This window comes from Paenibacillus sp. GCM10012306, assembly GCF_042649265.1.
In the GTDB taxonomy this organism is placed as follows: domain Bacteria; phylum Bacillota; class Bacilli; order Paenibacillales; family Paenibacillaceae; genus Paenibacillus_AQ.
Window position 1 is genome coordinate 234,821 of the sequence record NZ_JBHRYW010000008.1, and the last position, 15,702, is coordinate 250,522.

Consider the following 15,702-nt stretch of genomic DNA (forward strand, 5'->3'; position numbering starts at 1 on the left):
ACTATAAATTTTATTGAACCATGGGAGGAATCTACATATGAGTGAAGTAATCGGAATTATCGGGGCTATGGATGAAGAGATTCAATTGATGCTGGAGGAAATCAAGAACCGTGAAACGGTAGTGAAAGCAGGCATCAGCTACCACGTGGGTACTATTTTTGATAAACCGGTAGTTCTGTGCAGATCCGGAATCGGCAAAGTTAATGCGGCAGTAACTACACAGATCCTGCATGACTCCTTCGGGGTATCCAAGGTCCTGTTCACAGGCGTTGCTGGTGCAGTACACCCTGATCTGAACATTGGGGATATCGTGATCTCTTCGGAATGTATGCAGCATGACATGGATGTCACGCCACTTGGTTATCAAAAAGGGATCATCCCGGATCAGGAAGTGTCCTCGTTCCCTGCGGATGCTGACCTTATTGCCCTGGCTGAAAAATCCTGCCGTGAGCTGAACTGCCACTACGAGATCGGTAAAGTGTTGTCCGGGGATCAATTTATTGCCAGCAGAGAGGTAGTAGCTTCGCTGAGACAGGAAATGAATGGTGCTTGTGTCGAGATGGAAGGAGCGGCGGTTGCTCAGGTGTGTTTCATGAACGATACACCGTTTGTTGTCATCCGCTCCATGTCTGACCGTGCTGACGGCTCTGCAGAAGTTAACTATAAAGAGTTTACCATTGAGGCTTCCCAGCGTTCCCATGCCATCCTGGCACAAATGCTGCAAGCCCTGTAAATTCTGCTGTTTCTTAATACATGAACCGCTGCCTGAAACGGACGCGGTCAAAGGTTTCCTGTGAGGACATCGGTACCTCCCGGCCAATTCGCACCATGAGGCAATTGGCCGGATGGGAACATATCTCCGGATCATCCGTCGCATACCACACCATATCTACGGTTTTCATCAGCTTCTCCATCATCTGCCGGTAGCCCCACACATCCAGCCCGCTACCCTTCAAATCCCAATGCCAATAATATTCTGTAGTGAATACAATGCAGTTCTCCAGTTGTTCTCCTTCAAAGGCGGTGGAAATCATCAGCCTGCCAAGTCCAGCTCCGCGATATTCATTTGCAACCTCAACGGCCCCCAGCTCGACAAGATCTTTCATACCGCCCTGAGACCACAGTTCCATTTCGTCAGGATAGTGAAAAGTTACATAACCTATGATAATTCCTTGATCTATTGCGGCAATAATACGCCCTTCAGGCAGTTCGGCAATTTCGATTAATGCTTCGAGCTGCTCTGAAGGCTTGCGAAAAGCATCCAGATCACGGTGGATGTCCAGGTCTCTGATGTCTTCAGGTGACAAGGGACCGTTAACTGTGAGCGTTTTACCGTTATAATTGAGGGAATGACTAATTGGAATCTTACGGTGCTCCATAACTGACTCCTTTCAAGAATATTATAAAATATGGAATGTAACCGTTTGCTATGATATACTGATTCAGACATAAAATATTCACAAATGCTGCATTGACATCATTAATTATGAAAGAAGTCTCACCCTTAAAGCTTAATTCAAAGAAGTGAGGGAGGCAAGAGTGATGGGTCAAGTTCACAGCGAAATTTTGCCGGGGCGTGTACAAAGCTCCAATATGCCGGATTATGCCCAGGCAGTAGCCGATTTTCGCTGGGAGGATGTGCATAGACATTTCTCCTGGTTCGAGAGCGGCAAGGTCAACATGGCCCATGAAGCAGTGGACCGGCATGTTCAGGAAGGACGGGGAAACGCCACAGCGCTGCTCTATAGTGATGCTGTACGTGCGGAAAGGTATACCTTTGCCGATCTGCGGGAGCGTTCTAACCGGTTTGGAAATGTGCTGCGAAAGTACGGAATCGGCAAAGGCGACAGGGTGTTTATTTTTATGCCGCGCCAACCGGAACTGTACTTCAGTCTGCTAGGGATTTTAAAAGTCGGAGCCGTGGTGGGTCCGCTCTTTGAAGCGTTCATGGAGACGGCCGTCAAGGACCGGCTTGAGGACAGTGGAGCCGTTGCACTGGTGACAACGCCCGGTCTCCTTCACCGGGTGAAACGGGAGGAACTTCCTAACCTGCGTCATATTATTTTGGTGGGAGACGGCCCGGATGCTTATGAGGGAACCTTGCGTTATGAGGAAGAAATGTCCCAGGCCTCACCGGAGCTGGAACCGGAATGGCTTACACTGGATGATGGCTTGATTATGCACTATACCTCAGGCTCTACGGGCAAGCCCAAAGGGGTCTATCATGTTCAACGAGCAATGATACAACATTATTATACGGGTCAGGTAGTGCTGGATTTGCGCCCGGACGATATCTACTGGTGTACCGCAGACCCAGGATGGGTCACAGGCACGTCGTATGGGATTTTTGCCCCATGGCTGAATGGGGTAACGAATGTGGTTCGGGGTGGACGTTTCAGCCCGCAGGATTGGTATAAAACGATCGAACGCAATGCTGTCACGGTATGGTACAGTGCGCCTACGGCTTTCCGCATGCTGATGGGAGCGGGGGAGAGTCTCCTGCAGGACATTGATTTAAGCAGCCTGCGCCATGTTCTGTCCGTCGGGGAGCCGCTGAATCCGGAAGTAGTGCGCTGGGGCGACAAGTTCTATAATCAACGCATTCACGACACCTGGTGGATGACGGAGACCGGCGCACAGCTGATTTGCAACTACCCGGGCATGGACATCAAGCCAGGCTCAATGGGACGTCCGTTGCCGGGCATAGAGGCCGCTATCCTGGATGACAAGGGCAATGTGCTGCCGCCGTATTCCATGGGGAATCTGGCGATCAAGACGTCCTGGCCGTCCATGATGAGTACGATCTGGAACAACCAGGCCAAGTATGAGGAATACTTCCGTATTCCGGGCTGGTACATCTCGGGGGACTCGGCTTATATGGACGAGGACGGCTACTTCTGGTTTCAGGGCCGGATCGACGATGTCATCAACTCGTCAGGTGAGCGGATCGGCCCGTTCGAGGTGGAGAGCAAGCTAGTGGAACATCCGGCGGTAGCGGAAGCTGGTGTCATCGGCAAGCCGGATCTGACACGAGGCGAGATTATCAAGGCCTTCATCTCCCTGCGCGAAGGCTACGAGCCTACGGCAGCGCTGAAGGAAGAAATCGCAGCATTCGTCAAAGCAGGGCTCTCAGCCCACGCAGCGCCGCGTGAGATCGAGTTCAGGGAGAAGCTGCCCAAGACCCGCTCTGGCAAAATCATGCGGCGGGTACTCAAGGCTTGGGAGCTGCATCTTCCTGCAGGTGACTTGTCGACGATTGAGGATTAAGCCTATTGGTAGCAAAAAAACACCGTTCCTATGAAAATCAGGGAACGGTGTTTTTGGTATGCACTGTAAGTCTTGAACCATTAAACCAATTGCGTAAGCAGTAAGGTCTTTAGTGGGTAGTCACGCCGCCCGTATTGGCTCCAGCTCCGCTTGTATTGGCGCCAGTTCCGCCCGGGGCGTTGGCACTGTTATTACTATTGGCGCCTCCCGCGGGCGGGGTGTCTGTGCTTCCCGCTGGCTGTAAGATAATACCGGGGTCATCCGGACCGCCTACCTCCGGATTATCGGAGCCTGGAGTAGGCTCGCTACCGTTATCCGTGGAATCCGGAGGATTCGTCGGTTCCGGTGTAGCGATCGGCCCACTGACTATAGTGCCCGAAGCCGTCTCATGTCCGCCTACATCAACTGCAGTGACATAGAAGCTAGCATTGGCGCCAGCCGGTGTGCTTGATTGGAATACGGTGCCTTCACCTACTGACAGTACCGCCTGCTTCTGGAAGGAGCCGCCGTTCAGTGAACGGTACAGGCGATAGCCAACTACATCCGGTGAACCACTTGGTGTGAAGGAGATCACCGCTTTGCCGGTGCTGTAAGACACATTGACATTACCCGGAGGAGTAGGCGGATTGCCATCATCTACCCGTGGATCAACCTCAGCTGGTACATCGCTCTTCGCATCCGCTGGCATGTAATAGGATAGCGATTCGTGATCTTTCATTTTTGTGAAGGCAGCCAGCAGCTCTTTAACCAATTGCTGAATCGACTTTTCACGTTTCACCACAATTTTTTCTTTCAAGAAATCATCAGGTGTCCCATCGTGCGGAATATAGTTGACACCGTTGTAGGTGATATATGTGGCTTTGGAAATGCCGTCATCGCTGGTGGTTGGCACATATTTGGCATTGAATAGATCGGTATTGAACCGATCTGTCAGGCTGGTTGGCAGCTTGCCGCTATATGCAGACACTGTTTTCTTCACAATACCTTCCGGCTGTACAAATTTATCGGTGACGAACAGATCAGGTTGTTTCTCAATGACCGCATTCATGACCTTGGCCCACAAGGATTGCGCCTGACGTCTTTGTGTGTCGCCTTGCAGCGTGTTAATCTGCTCTTTGTAGCCGACCCACATTCCAAGTGTTACATCAGGCGTATAACCCATAAACCAAACATCCGCATAATTTTGCGTGGAGCCGGTTTTGCCGACGATTGGAATATCTTTGAAATGCTTGTATTTACTTTTAACGGTGCTGGCCGTTCCGTCGGTAATTACAGTACGCAGCATATCCGTCATGAGATAAGCAGTCTGCTCGGAAAATACTTGATCGGGATTAACCTTGTGCTGATAGACGATTTTGCCTTCCGAATCGACGATTTTATCGATCATATAGGCATCGTTAAAAGCACCCTTGTTGCCGATTGCTGAATATGCATTGGTCAACTCTTCGACTGATACACCATAGCGCAATCCGCCGAGAACCCCTGTTTGGGCACTGTAATCTTGTTCCTGAATCGTTGAAATACCAAGCTTCTTCGCAAAAGCCCAGGCATTATCAATTCCGACCTTCTCATTGAAAAGCTTCAGAGCGGGCAGGTTAAGCGATTTATTCAGTGCATAACGGGCGGTGACAAGGCCCTGATAACGATTATTGGCGTTCTTCGGAATATGGAAACCTTTCCCGCCATCTTTTAAAATAATCGGGGCATCATCCAGTATTCCTGCTGGCTGAATCAAACCGGCATCCAGGGCTGGCAGATAAGCAGCGATTGGCTTCATGGTGGAGCCCGGTTGACGAACCATCTGTGTAGCATAGTTCATCTGCTCGATGTTGAAATCGCGTCCTTCGATCATCCCGAGGATGGCCCCGGTCTTGTTATCGATCATCATACCCGCGGTCTGTTCAATCCCCTTGGTTTTGCTGTCCTTAGTGAAGTTAGAACTATCCTCGGAGATGCTATGCATCGCGCTGTATACCTTCTTGTCAATGGTAGTGTAGACGCGGTACCCACCAGTCATCAACTGCTGTCTGGCTGCTTCCAGAAGCTGTTTGTTGTCTGCAGGGGTCTTGCTCGTGCCTGTGGTGCCTGTTGTGTTCGTACCCTTGGCATCCGTCTTGTTCTGATTCAGTGACAGAAGGATCTCCGCAGCCTTACGTTCGGTCTCCAGCATCAGGTATGGATAGGTAGCATAAGCCTTCTTGGTGTAAGGAGCCAGGGAGCCCTTGATGTCAAAGGCCAGCGCCTCCTCATACTGGGAGTTCGTAATTTTGTTCTCCTCAAGCATCCGGCGCAGTACAAGCCGCTGACGGTCCAGAGCCCGCTTAAATGCAGTCTCGTTGAACTCGCCAGTACCGCTGAACGCGGAATAGGCGGAAGGAAGCTGCGGAAGACCCGCCAAATAAGCTGCCTGGGCTATATTCAGCTTATCCAGATTATCCTGACCGAATATTCCCTTAGCTGCAGCCTTGATCCCGTATACGTTGTATCCGTTGGACCCATTGCCGAAGGGTACCTTATTAAGATATGCTGTTATAATTTCTTGTTTGGACAGGAAGCGCTCCAGTCGCAGCGAGAGCAGAATTTCCTTAACTTTGCGATCTTCCGTTTTGTCCAGATTAAGGAATACGCGTCTAGCCAGCTGCTGGGTAAGCGTACTGCCTCCAGTCTGAACGGATTCGTTCAACAGCTTCTGCTTGATAGCACGTAGAGTACCGTTAAGATCTATTCCTTTATGTTGGTAGAAATTATTATCCTCGATCGCGAGGACCGCATCAATCACAATCTGGGGAATATTATTGTACTCAACCAGCCTTCGGTCTTCTTCTGTACGAAGCTGGCCGATCGGTGAGCCGTCACGGAAATAGGCAAATCCAGTGATAGCGTTCTGGCTGACTTGCTGCTGGATAAACTGCTCGGAGCGAATTGGGTCATCTTTCACAATAGATGTAATATAGCCGGCCATCGCACCTCCGGCGAACAGAGTACCCAGTACGCCGAGAATGAACATCCATTTCACTACAGAACCAAATCTGCGAAGCCAGGATCTGCGGGGGGGACGCTTCTTGGCGTTTTTTTTCTTCTTCTCCTCAACCATCGACGATAATCCTCCTTTTAACGGAACTATTATAGCACAAATTGACGATTTTGAATGCGTTCCCGTTGTAATCCTGTTTTTAGAAGGGGTTGACATACGCTAACAAAGGGGGAATGGCTTGGGTTTCTTTGCGGAGCGATGTGGATTTGGGTGGAATCGACTAGAAGCTTAATTTGCTAATCCAAAATTCGAGGTTACGAACTAGAGGGAGGCGCACCAAGAAGCGGACAGGATCCCAAAATAAGGATTGTGCGAAAAATATAGGAACGGTTGGGTGCCCTAATATAACAAAAAGCCCCCGGATAAATCCGGAGGCTTTCAGCATACTCGCCGTAAGCGAAATATTAACGGTTGTAGAACTCGACGATTTGTTTCTCATCGATATCCTGGGACAGTTCAGCACGCTCTGGCAAACGAATGAATTTACCTTCGAAAGAAGCGTCGGAATATTCCAGGTAACCAGGAAGGTGGGAACGGTTAGCAAGAGCTTCCTTGATGGAAGTCAAGCCTTGGCTTCTTTCACGAAGACCAATTACGTCGCCCAGTTCCAGACGGTAAGAAGCGATGTCAACTTTTTTGCCGTTAACAGTTACGTGACCGTGGGATACCAACTGACGTGCACCAGCACGGGAGTTAGCAAAACCAAGACGGTAAACGAGGTTGTCCAGGCGGCTTTCAAGCAAGAACATGAAGTTTTCGCCCGCGATACCTGGAAGCTTTTGTGCTTTGGTGAAAAGAGTTTTAAATTGCTTTTCGCCCAAGCCGTACATGTGACGCAGTTTTTGTTTTTCCAAAAGCTGCATTCCGTAGTTACTTACTTTTCTACGTTGGTTAGCGCCGTGTTGTCCTGGTGGGAAAGGGCGTTTCAGGTCTTTGCCTGTACCGCTAAGGGAAATGCCCAGACGGCGGCTGAGTTTGAATTTAGGTCCGGTGTAACGTGCCATGTTAAAGTAGACTCCTTTATAATTGAAATTTCAGGTTAGGGCCTATTTGCGCCGCTTAACGTATTCAGTGGAGGTTAATAGGTCCACACTGCCGGGGAAGTTCAGCCGCTGCCCTGACAGTAACGATAAGCGTGAGGGTGACACAACCTTACGCCCAAGTAAAAGACCATTACAGTCTTGTTCAACAATAAATATTATATGAAAATAACAGGTAAAGTCAAGTAGAGATTAAAAGTGAATTTGTCAATCTTTGTCGATAGTTCTTTGGTCCTAACAAAAATCCCGGAATTATGGAAAATATAATGCATTACCGGGAAAAAGAGAGTAAAATATAACCACTTAGAAGTTACCGGAAAGTGCGTATTTTAAATGATTAGCAAAGGGGATTCTCTTTATGTCAGAACAAGAAGCATGCGGTCGCAATCGTATGCTCTTACAGGACACTGTGCAATCAAGCGGAGATTCGCAAGATCCTGCCGCCTGGCTGAGGGAAACAGACATCGTATACCACGATCTCCCTTATATAGCCGATCTGATTGTCGATAGCTTTCATGAGTGGCAGGGAGGACAAGCTATTCTGCCATTTGCCGCTTCGTGGGAATGGTGTGTCCTGAATTTTGAAGCCAAATGGATAGAAGATATAAATGAAGAACAGGAGCGTCTGAGAGCAGTTTGGGAGGAGACAGGAAGGCTCAGTCTTGCCTCCAGACAGCCTGAGCTCCTCTCCATCGAGGAGGATGGGGTAGAAAGGGTTATCCTGACGATCCCGGTGGTTACACGTACTCGCGGGGAGATTTTCGCTTTGCTTGGCTGTACGATGTCGACAGAACAATATGAAGCCGGGGGCAGGCATATAGCTGAAGCCATGGCGCAGCATTACCGGACTTGCTTTTACCACCAGTTTGAGCATGTGTTCGTATCCGACCTGGCAGGGGTTCACATGCACGCAGAGCGGGAGAGCAACCGGCGTTCCCTGTTGTTTCAGATCGTCCAGCGGATGCATGACAATATTGATGTTGATGCAGTGCTGAGCGAGGTGATCAACAGTATCTGCGCTATGTATCCGGGTGCACGTCTGGAGTTGTTCATGTCACAGGATCATAGGACCAGCCACCCGCAGGTGAAGCCGCTGCCGCCGGTCTGGTCGAGCGATGATGTGTGCGCTATTGCCTTTAAAGACGGCAAGGTAGCTATTCATACAAGCGGTGAGGGCGGGCGTTATGTAGAGATAGGTCTTCCGCTCGGTGGAAAGCAAGGGGTATATGGCGTATTTCATATGGTACTCGATAACCCGGATTTCCCCGATGTTGACGTGCGGTTTCTCTCCATGGTGGCAGATACGGCCGGAACGGCCTTTGAGAACGCCAAACTCTATGAACGGTCAAATCAACTCATTCGTGAGCTGCGTATGAGCAATGAACTTACAACGCGGTTAAACCAGAGCCTGCGGCTCGGGGACATTTTCCAATTTGCACTCGAGGAATTGCTGGATATGTTCGAGGCGGATTACTGCTGCATCATGCATTTAAATGAAAAGCGGGGCGGTCTTGAAGTGATTGCCTGCAACTATACACGACTGCTGAATGAGATCTTGGAAGTAGGGGGAGGACTCGGCGGACATGTGTATTCTACTGGGGAGTCGCTGATTCTGTCAGATTATCTGGAGAATTCGAAGGTTAACTCCAAGCTGATGGAGGCTACCTGCTCACAGTCTCTTATTGCGACCCCGCTGTATGTTGGCGGAGAAATTCGCGGTGCTATTATGCTGTCACACCGTGATGCTCATTATTTTTCCTACGATAACTACAGATTGCTACAAGCCATGGCGGGCCATATTGGGCTTGCAGTGGGTAACGCTCGGCTGCATGCCGAGGTGCGGCGCCTGGCGAATCGTGATACCTTGACCGGCCTGTATGCCCGGCATTACCTGGACGAAGTGATTCAGGAGAGGCAGACCACCGACTTCTGCGGAACGCTGATCGTGGTGGATATCGACCAATTCAAAATGGTGAATGATACCTATGGACATCAGCAGGGTGACAAGATTCTGAAGCAGGTTAGCGACATCGTGAAATCCTCGATTCGCCAAGGCGATATTGCTGCCCGGTGGGGCGGTGAAGAGTTGGCGGTCTATCTCCCCCAGCTTGGCGTGCAGCAGGCGGCTTATGTCGCTGAGCGTATCCGTAAACGGGTGCAGGAAGAGACCAAGCCAGCTGTCACAGTCTCCTGTGGCATTGCTGAATGGAGCTGGACCGATGATCGTGTCAGTGTAGAGTCCCTGTTCTACCGGGCTGATATGGCCCTGTATGATGCGAAGAACAGCGGTCGTAATCGGGTTGTGATGGACAAGAAGAAATCGGAAGAATAGTTGAAGAATCCTTGAGGCGATGCCTCGAGGATTCTTTTTTTGCCTCAGGAACAATTCTGTATGGATAAGGTGCTGGACAGTGAAAAGGTCTACATTACTAAGAAGCCTACATTACTAAGAAGCCTACATTACTAAGAAGCCTACATTACTAAGAAGCCTACAAATCCTTGTCCATATTAGAGGTATCCTGCTTGGATTTCATTATTTTCGTTAGGGATACATGCCGGTGCCTGAGCAAACAGGAGGAAAGAGACTTGCGTAAATAATCGGCTGCCGCAGCCTCGAATACGACAGCACAAGAAGTCAAGGTCCAACAGCAGCAACTCGTCATATGCATCAGCCACAGTTCAACTCGAATACTACAGTACAAGAAGGCAAGATCCAACAGTAGCAGCGCTTGACCGGATCCTTTCGTAGCTGCGTCCCCCTGTCCCATCCTTTGAGTGACATGGGAGGGGGGCCTGGCTCAACGTCGGTTTGCTTCCAGCCTCGTGAATACAGAAATAAGAGCATTTTTGTACCCTAATTTATCTATAAAGGATGGATAATTTCAATTAAGGGCATTTTTGTATGTTAATTCTTGCAATACAGTGCCTTTCGAGGGAAAAGTGAGGAAATAAGGTGCAAAAATGCTCTTAATTTCCTTTTTCACTCTAAAACGATCAATATAAGGTGCAAAAATGCCGTTATTTTAACCGTTGATTAGATGTTAAGTTCCCAGTTCAGTCTGTTTCTCAGCTTAAGCTCCCAATAAGTTCCCAATACATATTCAGATAAGTGCGTTTTATACGCTGTTCGTGTATAAGCCACATGAGGCAGACACTGCTTTTGTAATGTATAGCAGGTTACGTTCGACAAGAACTTTTGGCTGTCCAGTAAGATGAACAAAAGAAATTAACAATACGCGAGAAGGAACGAACGGGGAAATTTGGAGCTATAGAAGAGAAAGCGCTCTCCTGAAAGCTTTCCGCAGGAAAGCTGGCATCGGAAGCATTGGCAGTCTACGGATTTTATCCGCGAATAGCGGTACAATCCCAAGAAATGCGGGTCCAACAGCGGCCGGAAGTCCAAACAGCGCCCAAGTGCATATTCTACCCAGGCATTCGCCATTCCCGTCACCGTAGTGACGACCGAGCCTCAAGTTCAGATCTAAAGTTCAGATCTCAAGTTCGTCCTATATAGAGGGCATAAGACCGCAGGGCAGAGAGAACCCTAAATACTGATAACCATCAACTTTCGAATATGAAAGGATATAGACCATGAGGAAAAGCATAGCTCATAGCGGAATAATTGCATTGATGTTAGCCGGTATTCTAGGTAGTGGTTGCACGGAGGTAAACAATAAACCAGCACCAAAGGATTTGTCGCTGGCATTGGCCGGGATGGCCGGGAGTGATGGGGTCAGTTTCGAAGGGTCAGCGGCGTTACATCGAAAGGGAGAGACGAAGCCAGCGCTGAGTCAGTATTATGGAGGTAAGGTGGAGAACCATAATCAACTTAGCCTGTACACACTGCTTCCGGACAAAGGAACTTCCAAAACGGCCGCAACAGAAGGTCTTCAGAAGCTGGAGAGAACTGGTGCGACAACACATATCCATTCGGCGGAAAAATCTTATTCCAGCAAGCTGGAGAAGCGGGAGGGCCAGTGGCAAGAACTGTCCGCGACCTCCGGGAACAACGAAGATAATCCGCTCCCCCGTTTGAATCCACTTCTCCAACTGGACCAGTTAAAAGATGTAGACAAAACAGTTACAGAAGAGACAGGTGCGGCCAGAGGCACCAGAGTATTACGAATCCAATTGACCCCAGAAGCAGCGCGGGCGTTACTTTCCAGAGAGCTGGAACAGGAAATGAATTCGCTCCGTCCGGCAAACAGTGGAATAGTGACCAAGAATACGCATCAAACTAAGGCGAATAAGGCGATTGAGGCGCTATGGCAGAAGAAGAACAAAGAGATGAAGCAGCAGCTTGCGAAGGCTAATGTAAAGGCTGTGTATCATTTGACCGTAGACAAGAAGCAGAATCTGCCCCGCAAGCTGGACTGGACCAGAACTGTCAGCTATGCCGACGGGAAAAAACCTGGGGACAACGAGTCTTTAGTCGTACAGGTCAACTTCTATGGATACCATTAACACCGCAAATGACATGGGGCCTTGCGCTCTATAACGGTCGTGCTACAATAGTAAAGCTTGCTTATTTATGTTGGAAGAGGAAGGAAGAGAGAAAGAAATGAAAGATCCCAGAATTCAAAAGCTGGCGGAAAACCTGGTAGGCTATTCCGTAAACGTCCAGCCGGGCGAAAACGTGCTCGTCGAAATGATTGGCAATGAAAGAGATTTGATTAAAGCAGTTGTGGAGGAGGTCGGTAAAGCCGGAGGCCATGCTTTTGTACAATTGACTGACCGTACCGTCCTGCGCAGCATGCTGAAATATGCAACCCGTGAAAGTCTTCAAACTTGGGCCGAGATTGATCTGAACCGCATGAAGCAAATGGACTGCTATATTGGCATCCGTGCCGGCGAGAACGTTAACGACTTGTCGGACGTGCCTGAAGAAAATATGAAGCTGTACAATTCCCTGTATTCGCACCCGGTACATAGCGAGCAGCGCGTTAAGCACACCAAATGGGTAGTTCTGCGTTATCCTAATGCCAGCATGGCTCAGCTTGCTAATACGAGCACAGAAGCATTCGAGGACTTCTATTTCGAAGTGTGCAATCTCGATTATGCCAAGATGGACAGAGCGCAGGACGCGCTGGCTGATCTCATGAAAAGAACCGACAAGGTACGTATTGCGGGTCCAGGAACAGACCTTACCTTCTCAATCAAAGGCATCGGTGGAGAGAAGTGCTCTGGACAGAAGAATATTCCGGACGGAGAGGTCTACACAGCCCCGGTTCGCGATTCCGTCAACGGAACAATCAGCTACAATGCTGCTTCCATCTACAACGGAGTTACGTTTGAGAATGTGAAGTTCACCTTCGAGAATGGTAAAATTGTAGAAGCTACCAGTAACGATACAGACCGTTTGAACGAAATTCTCGATTCCGACGAGGGCGCGCGTTATATCGGCGAGTTCGCTATCGGCTTCAACCCGTACATTCTGCACCCGATGAAGGACATCCTGTTTGATGAGAAGATCGCCGGCAGTTTGCACTTCACGCCAGGTCAGGCCTACGACGTTACTGATAACGGCAACCGGTCCTCCATTCACTGGGATCTCGTGCTGATTCAGCGTCCGGATTACGGCGGCGGAGAAATTTATTTTGATGATGTTCTGATCCGTAAGGATGGCATTTTTGTCATTCCAGAGCTGGAAGGTCTGAATCCTGAAAATCTGAAATAAAATGTAATAACAAGAAAATACCTTGCGCGAGTAAGCGGATTCAAGGTATCATGGAATGGATTAGTAAGTCTTAGTTTCATAATAAGTTTCGGAGGGATTCCTATGTCCAGTAACAATGCTGCAATCGTGGAAATTGCTCAAACGGCGAGCCAGTTTAACTCTTCCATCGTTCTTCAAGCGGACAACAAGTACATTGATGTTAAAAGTATCCTTGGTTTGTTCACTACTTTGGTTTCAAGCCAAAGCTATGAGCTTCACGTCCATGGAACGGACGCAGAAGAAGCTAAGAAGGCTATGAGCGAAGTATTCGCGAAGCACGGTCTGAACTTTTCTGTAGTCGCAGAGTAAAATAATGAATGGTTAAAGACGTCCTGCCGTTAGCGGCGGGGCGTTTTTTATATGTTTATCCTTATATTGCTAAATGAAAACTCCACTTTACGGGGCTATTTTGATATAATTGTGCAGAATTTTGAATATACCAAACTGAATTCTTGTATTGGCATCCGATTTCGACTAATATTAAATAAAATGGCAAAGCAGCAGTAACTTTTGGACATGGGGGGGAAGATGCATGACTTCATCAGATTTGCAGGAACAGCTTAACCTTAAAGCGATCACTCTTCTACAAGAAGATGCCGATAAAATTCAGAAGCTCATCGAAGTGCAGATGGAGAATCTGGCCACACGGTACTGCCCTCTCTATGAGGAAGTGCTGGATACCCAAATGTATGGTTTCTCCAAAGAGGTCGATTTCGCCGTCCGTGCAGGACTGGTGCCTGAGCTTACTGGTAAGCAGCTGGTAAGTAAACTGGAGCGTAATCTGGCCGTATTGTACGAAGCTCTGAACAACAAGGCAAACTAAGGTCATAGGTTGCAGCCGTTCTATCGGACAAGATTATTATCCGAAAATGATAAAGCGCACACGAGGGAATGGGGATTTCCTCCTGTGCGCTTTTTTGTTGCATAAGTGGAACTAAAGTGCCTGTCCTCTATACCAGAAAGAAGGAAACGCCAAGAATCAGGTACACGCCCAGCAGCAGCAATCCCTCATACCAGTTGGTGGCACCGTCCTGCGTAATGGACTTGGCGATAAATACAGCGACAGCGATCGCCACAATTTCAATGGTGGAGAACACAATATCCATGGTGTTGCCCATGAAATAGCTAGCAAAAATCAGCACTGGCGCGACAAACAGCGCGACCTGAAGGCTGCTGCCGACGGCGATTTCCACCGCTGCGCCGATTTTGTTCTTCATGGCGAGTAGAACGGCTGCGCTGTGTTCCGCAGCATTTCCGATAATCGCGACCAGGAAGGCGCCCACGAACAGCTCACTAAAGCCGAAGCGTTCGGTTAAAGCTTCCAATGTGCCTACGAGCCACTCACTGACAAAAGCGACCATGACGGTGGCAAGAATCAGATACATAATGGATTTGCCTTTGGACCAGGCCGGGGGATGCTCATTGGGTAGTTCTTCCGCCCTATCATCGGTGACATCGTCCAAATACTTCTTATGTGTGATCATCGAGAAGAAGAGCCAGGCGATGTAGGAGACGATCAGGATTCCAGCAACTACGAGACTAAGGACATCCGTATCTTTTGCTGTAATCGAGTGTGTGTTGAAGAACATGGCAGGTACGAACAGAGCGATGACGGCGACAATCATCAAGGAACCATTCATACCGGCGAGGGTCACGTTGAAATTCTGCACTTTATGCTTCATGCCCCCGGCAAAAATACTGAGGCCTAGTACGAGCAGCAGATTACCGATGATGGAACCTGTGAGGCTGGCCTTAACCATGTCGAACAGACCCTCTTTAACGAGGAAAAAAGCGATGATCAGCTCTGCGGCATTGCCGAAGGTGGCGTTAAGGAAGCCGCCCAGTCGTTGTCCGGCATAATGGGCCACACTTTCGGTAGCCCGGCCTAAAAAACCGGCCACGAATACGACTGCGACCGCTGACAGAATGAACTGCAGCGTATGATCCCAGCCCGCAAAATGTCCAATGGCGCTGAGGGCGAAAGTGACCACCAACAGCACCGGGGATATCCATTTTTTCAATTCTCGCACTCTCCAGTCTGCGTATGTATGTTGATTTCATACTCAATATACCCAAATTGTTCCACTCTGTAAACGGAAATGCGAGAAAGTCATTTGCTTTTTAGCCTGTTTTGGAATTACAATAATTGATATTGAGTGTAGGGGGGATATGGCATGGCAGAACAACTTCAACTGGAAAATGGGAATATACGGATTTCAAACGACGTCGTCTCGAAAATTGCTGGGCTGGCCGCCTTGGAGACTCCTGGGATAGCGGCCATGTCCGGCGGTTTGTCGGAAGGCTGGGGTAAGCGCCTGAGCGGCAAGAACGTGCAAAAGGGCGTTACCGTTGAAGTCGGACAGCTCGAAGCGGCAGTCGATTTGAAGATTATCGTCCTCTATGAAACTCCGATTCACGAAGTGTGCCGGATGCTGCAACAGAACGTCCGCGAAGCTGTGGAGAGCATGACAGGTCTTCACATTGTTGAAGTAAACGTTAAGGTTGAAGGCGTAGCGTTCAAGAATGACGAAATCTCGTAAGAATGCTGAAAATCAGAATCAATAATTAGGATTAAGATGTTCAGGGGCATAATCGCCCAAGGAGAGGGTCTTTCGAGCCGAATAGGGCTTGGAAGACCTTTTTCT

General features: G+C 48.9%; 12 protein-coding genes. 8 read left to right on the forward strand and 4 right to left on the reverse strand.

Features of this window, described 5'->3' with window-relative positions; all coding sequences use genetic code 11:
• Positions 1 to 37 precede the first annotated feature (37 nt).
• Positions 38 to 733 (forward strand): 5'-methylthioadenosine/adenosylhomocysteine nucleosidase, encoded by a 696-nt coding sequence (locus tag ACFORK_RS18750; protein WP_379201702.1) that lies wholly within the window; start codon positions 38 to 40, stop codon positions 731 to 733.
• A 13-nt stretch (positions 734 to 746) separates the two neighbouring features.
• On the opposite strand, the gene ACFORK_RS18755 is transcribed toward ACFORK_RS18750, so the two are convergent.
• Positions 747 to 1,379: a GNAT family N-acetyltransferase gene (locus ACFORK_RS18755; RefSeq protein WP_379201704.1), complete on the reverse strand. Its 633-nt coding sequence runs from the start codon at positions 1,377 to 1,379 to the stop codon at positions 747 to 749.
• Positions 1,380 to 1,542: 163 nt separating this feature from the next.
• On the opposite strand from ACFORK_RS18755, the gene acsA reads away from it, so the two are divergent.
• The gene (acsA, locus tag ACFORK_RS18760) at positions 1,543 to 3,267 is read left to right on the forward strand and encodes an acetate--CoA ligase (RefSeq protein WP_379201706.1); all 1,725 of its coding nucleotides are present in this window, start codon (positions 1,543 to 1,545) and stop codon (positions 3,265 to 3,267) included.
• Positions 3,268 to 3,376: 109 nt separating this feature from the next.
• Here acsA and ACFORK_RS18765 read toward each other — a convergent pair whose 3' ends face one another.
• Together ACFORK_RS18765 and rpsD are read right to left on the reverse strand one after the other, a co-directional pair.
• Positions 3,377 to 6,361: a transglycosylase domain-containing protein gene (locus tag ACFORK_RS18765; protein ID WP_379201708.1), complete on the reverse strand. Its 2,985-nt coding sequence runs from the start codon at positions 6,359 to 6,361 to the stop codon at positions 3,377 to 3,379.
• A 344-nt stretch (positions 6,362 to 6,705) separates the two neighbouring features.
• Positions 6,706 to 7,305: a 30S ribosomal protein S4 gene (rpsD, locus tag ACFORK_RS18770; protein WP_066370830.1), complete on the reverse strand. Its 600-nt coding sequence runs from the start codon at positions 7,303 to 7,305 to the stop codon at positions 6,706 to 6,708.
• A 394-nt stretch (positions 7,306 to 7,699) separates the two neighbouring features.
• Here rpsD and ACFORK_RS18775 point away from each other — a divergent pair, with 394 nt between their 5' ends.
• The 5 genes from ACFORK_RS18775 (at position 7,700) to ACFORK_RS18795 (ending at position 13,880) form a co-directional block, all read left to right on the forward strand.
• Positions 7,700 to 9,673, forward strand: a complete 1,974-nt coding sequence (locus ACFORK_RS18775) for a sensor domain-containing diguanylate cyclase (RefSeq protein ID WP_379201711.1) — start codon at positions 7,700 to 7,702, stop codon at positions 9,671 to 9,673.
• A gap of 1,298 nt (positions 9,674 to 10,971) precedes the next feature.
• The gene (locus ACFORK_RS18780) at positions 10,972 to 11,805 is read left to right on the forward strand and encodes a hypothetical protein (RefSeq protein ID WP_379201713.1); all 834 of its coding nucleotides are present in this window, start codon (positions 10,972 to 10,974) and stop codon (positions 11,803 to 11,805) included.
• Between the two features lie 97 nt (positions 11,806 to 11,902).
• Complete coding sequence (locus tag ACFORK_RS18785) at positions 11,903 to 13,018, forward strand: aminopeptidase (RefSeq protein WP_379201715.1); 1,116 nt, start codon at positions 11,903 to 11,905, stop codon at positions 13,016 to 13,018.
• A 102-nt stretch (positions 13,019 to 13,120) separates the two neighbouring features.
• Complete coding sequence (locus ACFORK_RS18790; RefSeq protein WP_175374537.1) at positions 13,121 to 13,366, forward strand: HPr family phosphocarrier protein; 246 nt, start codon at positions 13,121 to 13,123, stop codon at positions 13,364 to 13,366.
• 223 nt (positions 13,367 to 13,589) lie between these two features.
• Positions 13,590 to 13,880, forward strand: a complete 291-nt coding sequence (locus ACFORK_RS18795; protein ID WP_066370804.1) for an Fpa/YlaN family protein — start codon at positions 13,590 to 13,592, stop codon at positions 13,878 to 13,880.
• A gap of 127 nt (positions 13,881 to 14,007) precedes the next feature.
• Here the strand turns inward: ACFORK_RS18795 and cax are convergent, their stop codons facing one another.
• Positions 14,008 to 15,078 carry a calcium/proton exchanger gene (gene cax, locus ACFORK_RS18800; protein ID WP_379201718.1) on the reverse strand — a complete coding sequence of 357 codons (1,071 nt, stop codon included), beginning with the start codon at positions 15,076 to 15,078 and terminating at the stop codon, positions 14,008 to 14,010.
• 153 nt (positions 15,079 to 15,231) lie between these two features.
• On the opposite strand from cax, the gene ACFORK_RS18805 reads away from it, so the two are divergent.
• Complete coding sequence (locus ACFORK_RS18805) at positions 15,232 to 15,597, forward strand: Asp23/Gls24 family envelope stress response protein (protein WP_379201720.1); 366 nt, start codon at positions 15,232 to 15,234, stop codon at positions 15,595 to 15,597.
• The last annotated feature ends 105 nt before the right edge of the window (positions 15,598 to 15,702 follow it).

What these genes read in the sequence shown, in the direction of transcription:
- ACFORK_RS18750 (WP_379201702.1), top strand. Translation starts at nt 38, where the DNA reads ATGAGTGAAGTAATCGGAATTATCGGGGCTATGGATGAAGAGATTCAA.
- ACFORK_RS18755 (WP_379201704.1), bottom strand. Translation starts at nt 1,379, where the DNA reads ATGGAGCACCGTAAGATTCCAATTAGTCATTCCCTCAATTATAACGGT.
- acsA (WP_379201706.1), top strand. Translation starts at nt 1,543, where the DNA reads ATGGGTCAAGTTCACAGCGAAATTTTGCCGGGGCGTGTACAAAGCTCC.
- ACFORK_RS18765 (WP_379201708.1), bottom strand. Translation starts at nt 6,361, where the DNA reads ATGGTTGAGGAGAAGAAGAAAAAAAACGCCAAGAAGCGTCCCCCCCGC.
- rpsD (WP_066370830.1), bottom strand. Translation starts at nt 7,305, where the DNA reads ATGGCACGTTACACCGGACCTAAATTCAAACTCAGCCGCCGTCTGGGC.
- ACFORK_RS18775 (WP_379201711.1), top strand. Translation starts at nt 7,700, where the DNA reads ATGTCAGAACAAGAAGCATGCGGTCGCAATCGTATGCTCTTACAGGAC.
- ACFORK_RS18780 (WP_379201713.1), top strand. Translation starts at nt 10,972, where the DNA reads ATGTTAGCCGGTATTCTAGGTAGTGGTTGCACGGAGGTAAACAATAAA.
- ACFORK_RS18785 (WP_379201715.1), top strand. Translation starts at nt 11,903, where the DNA reads ATGAAAGATCCCAGAATTCAAAAGCTGGCGGAAAACCTGGTAGGCTAT.
- ACFORK_RS18790 (WP_175374537.1), top strand. Translation starts at nt 13,121, where the DNA reads ATGTCCAGTAACAATGCTGCAATCGTGGAAATTGCTCAAACGGCGAGC.
- ACFORK_RS18795 (WP_066370804.1), top strand. Translation starts at nt 13,590, where the DNA reads ATGACTTCATCAGATTTGCAGGAACAGCTTAACCTTAAAGCGATCACT.
- ACFORK_RS18805 (WP_379201720.1), top strand. Translation starts at nt 15,232, where the DNA reads ATGGCAGAACAACTTCAACTGGAAAATGGGAATATACGGATTTCAAAC.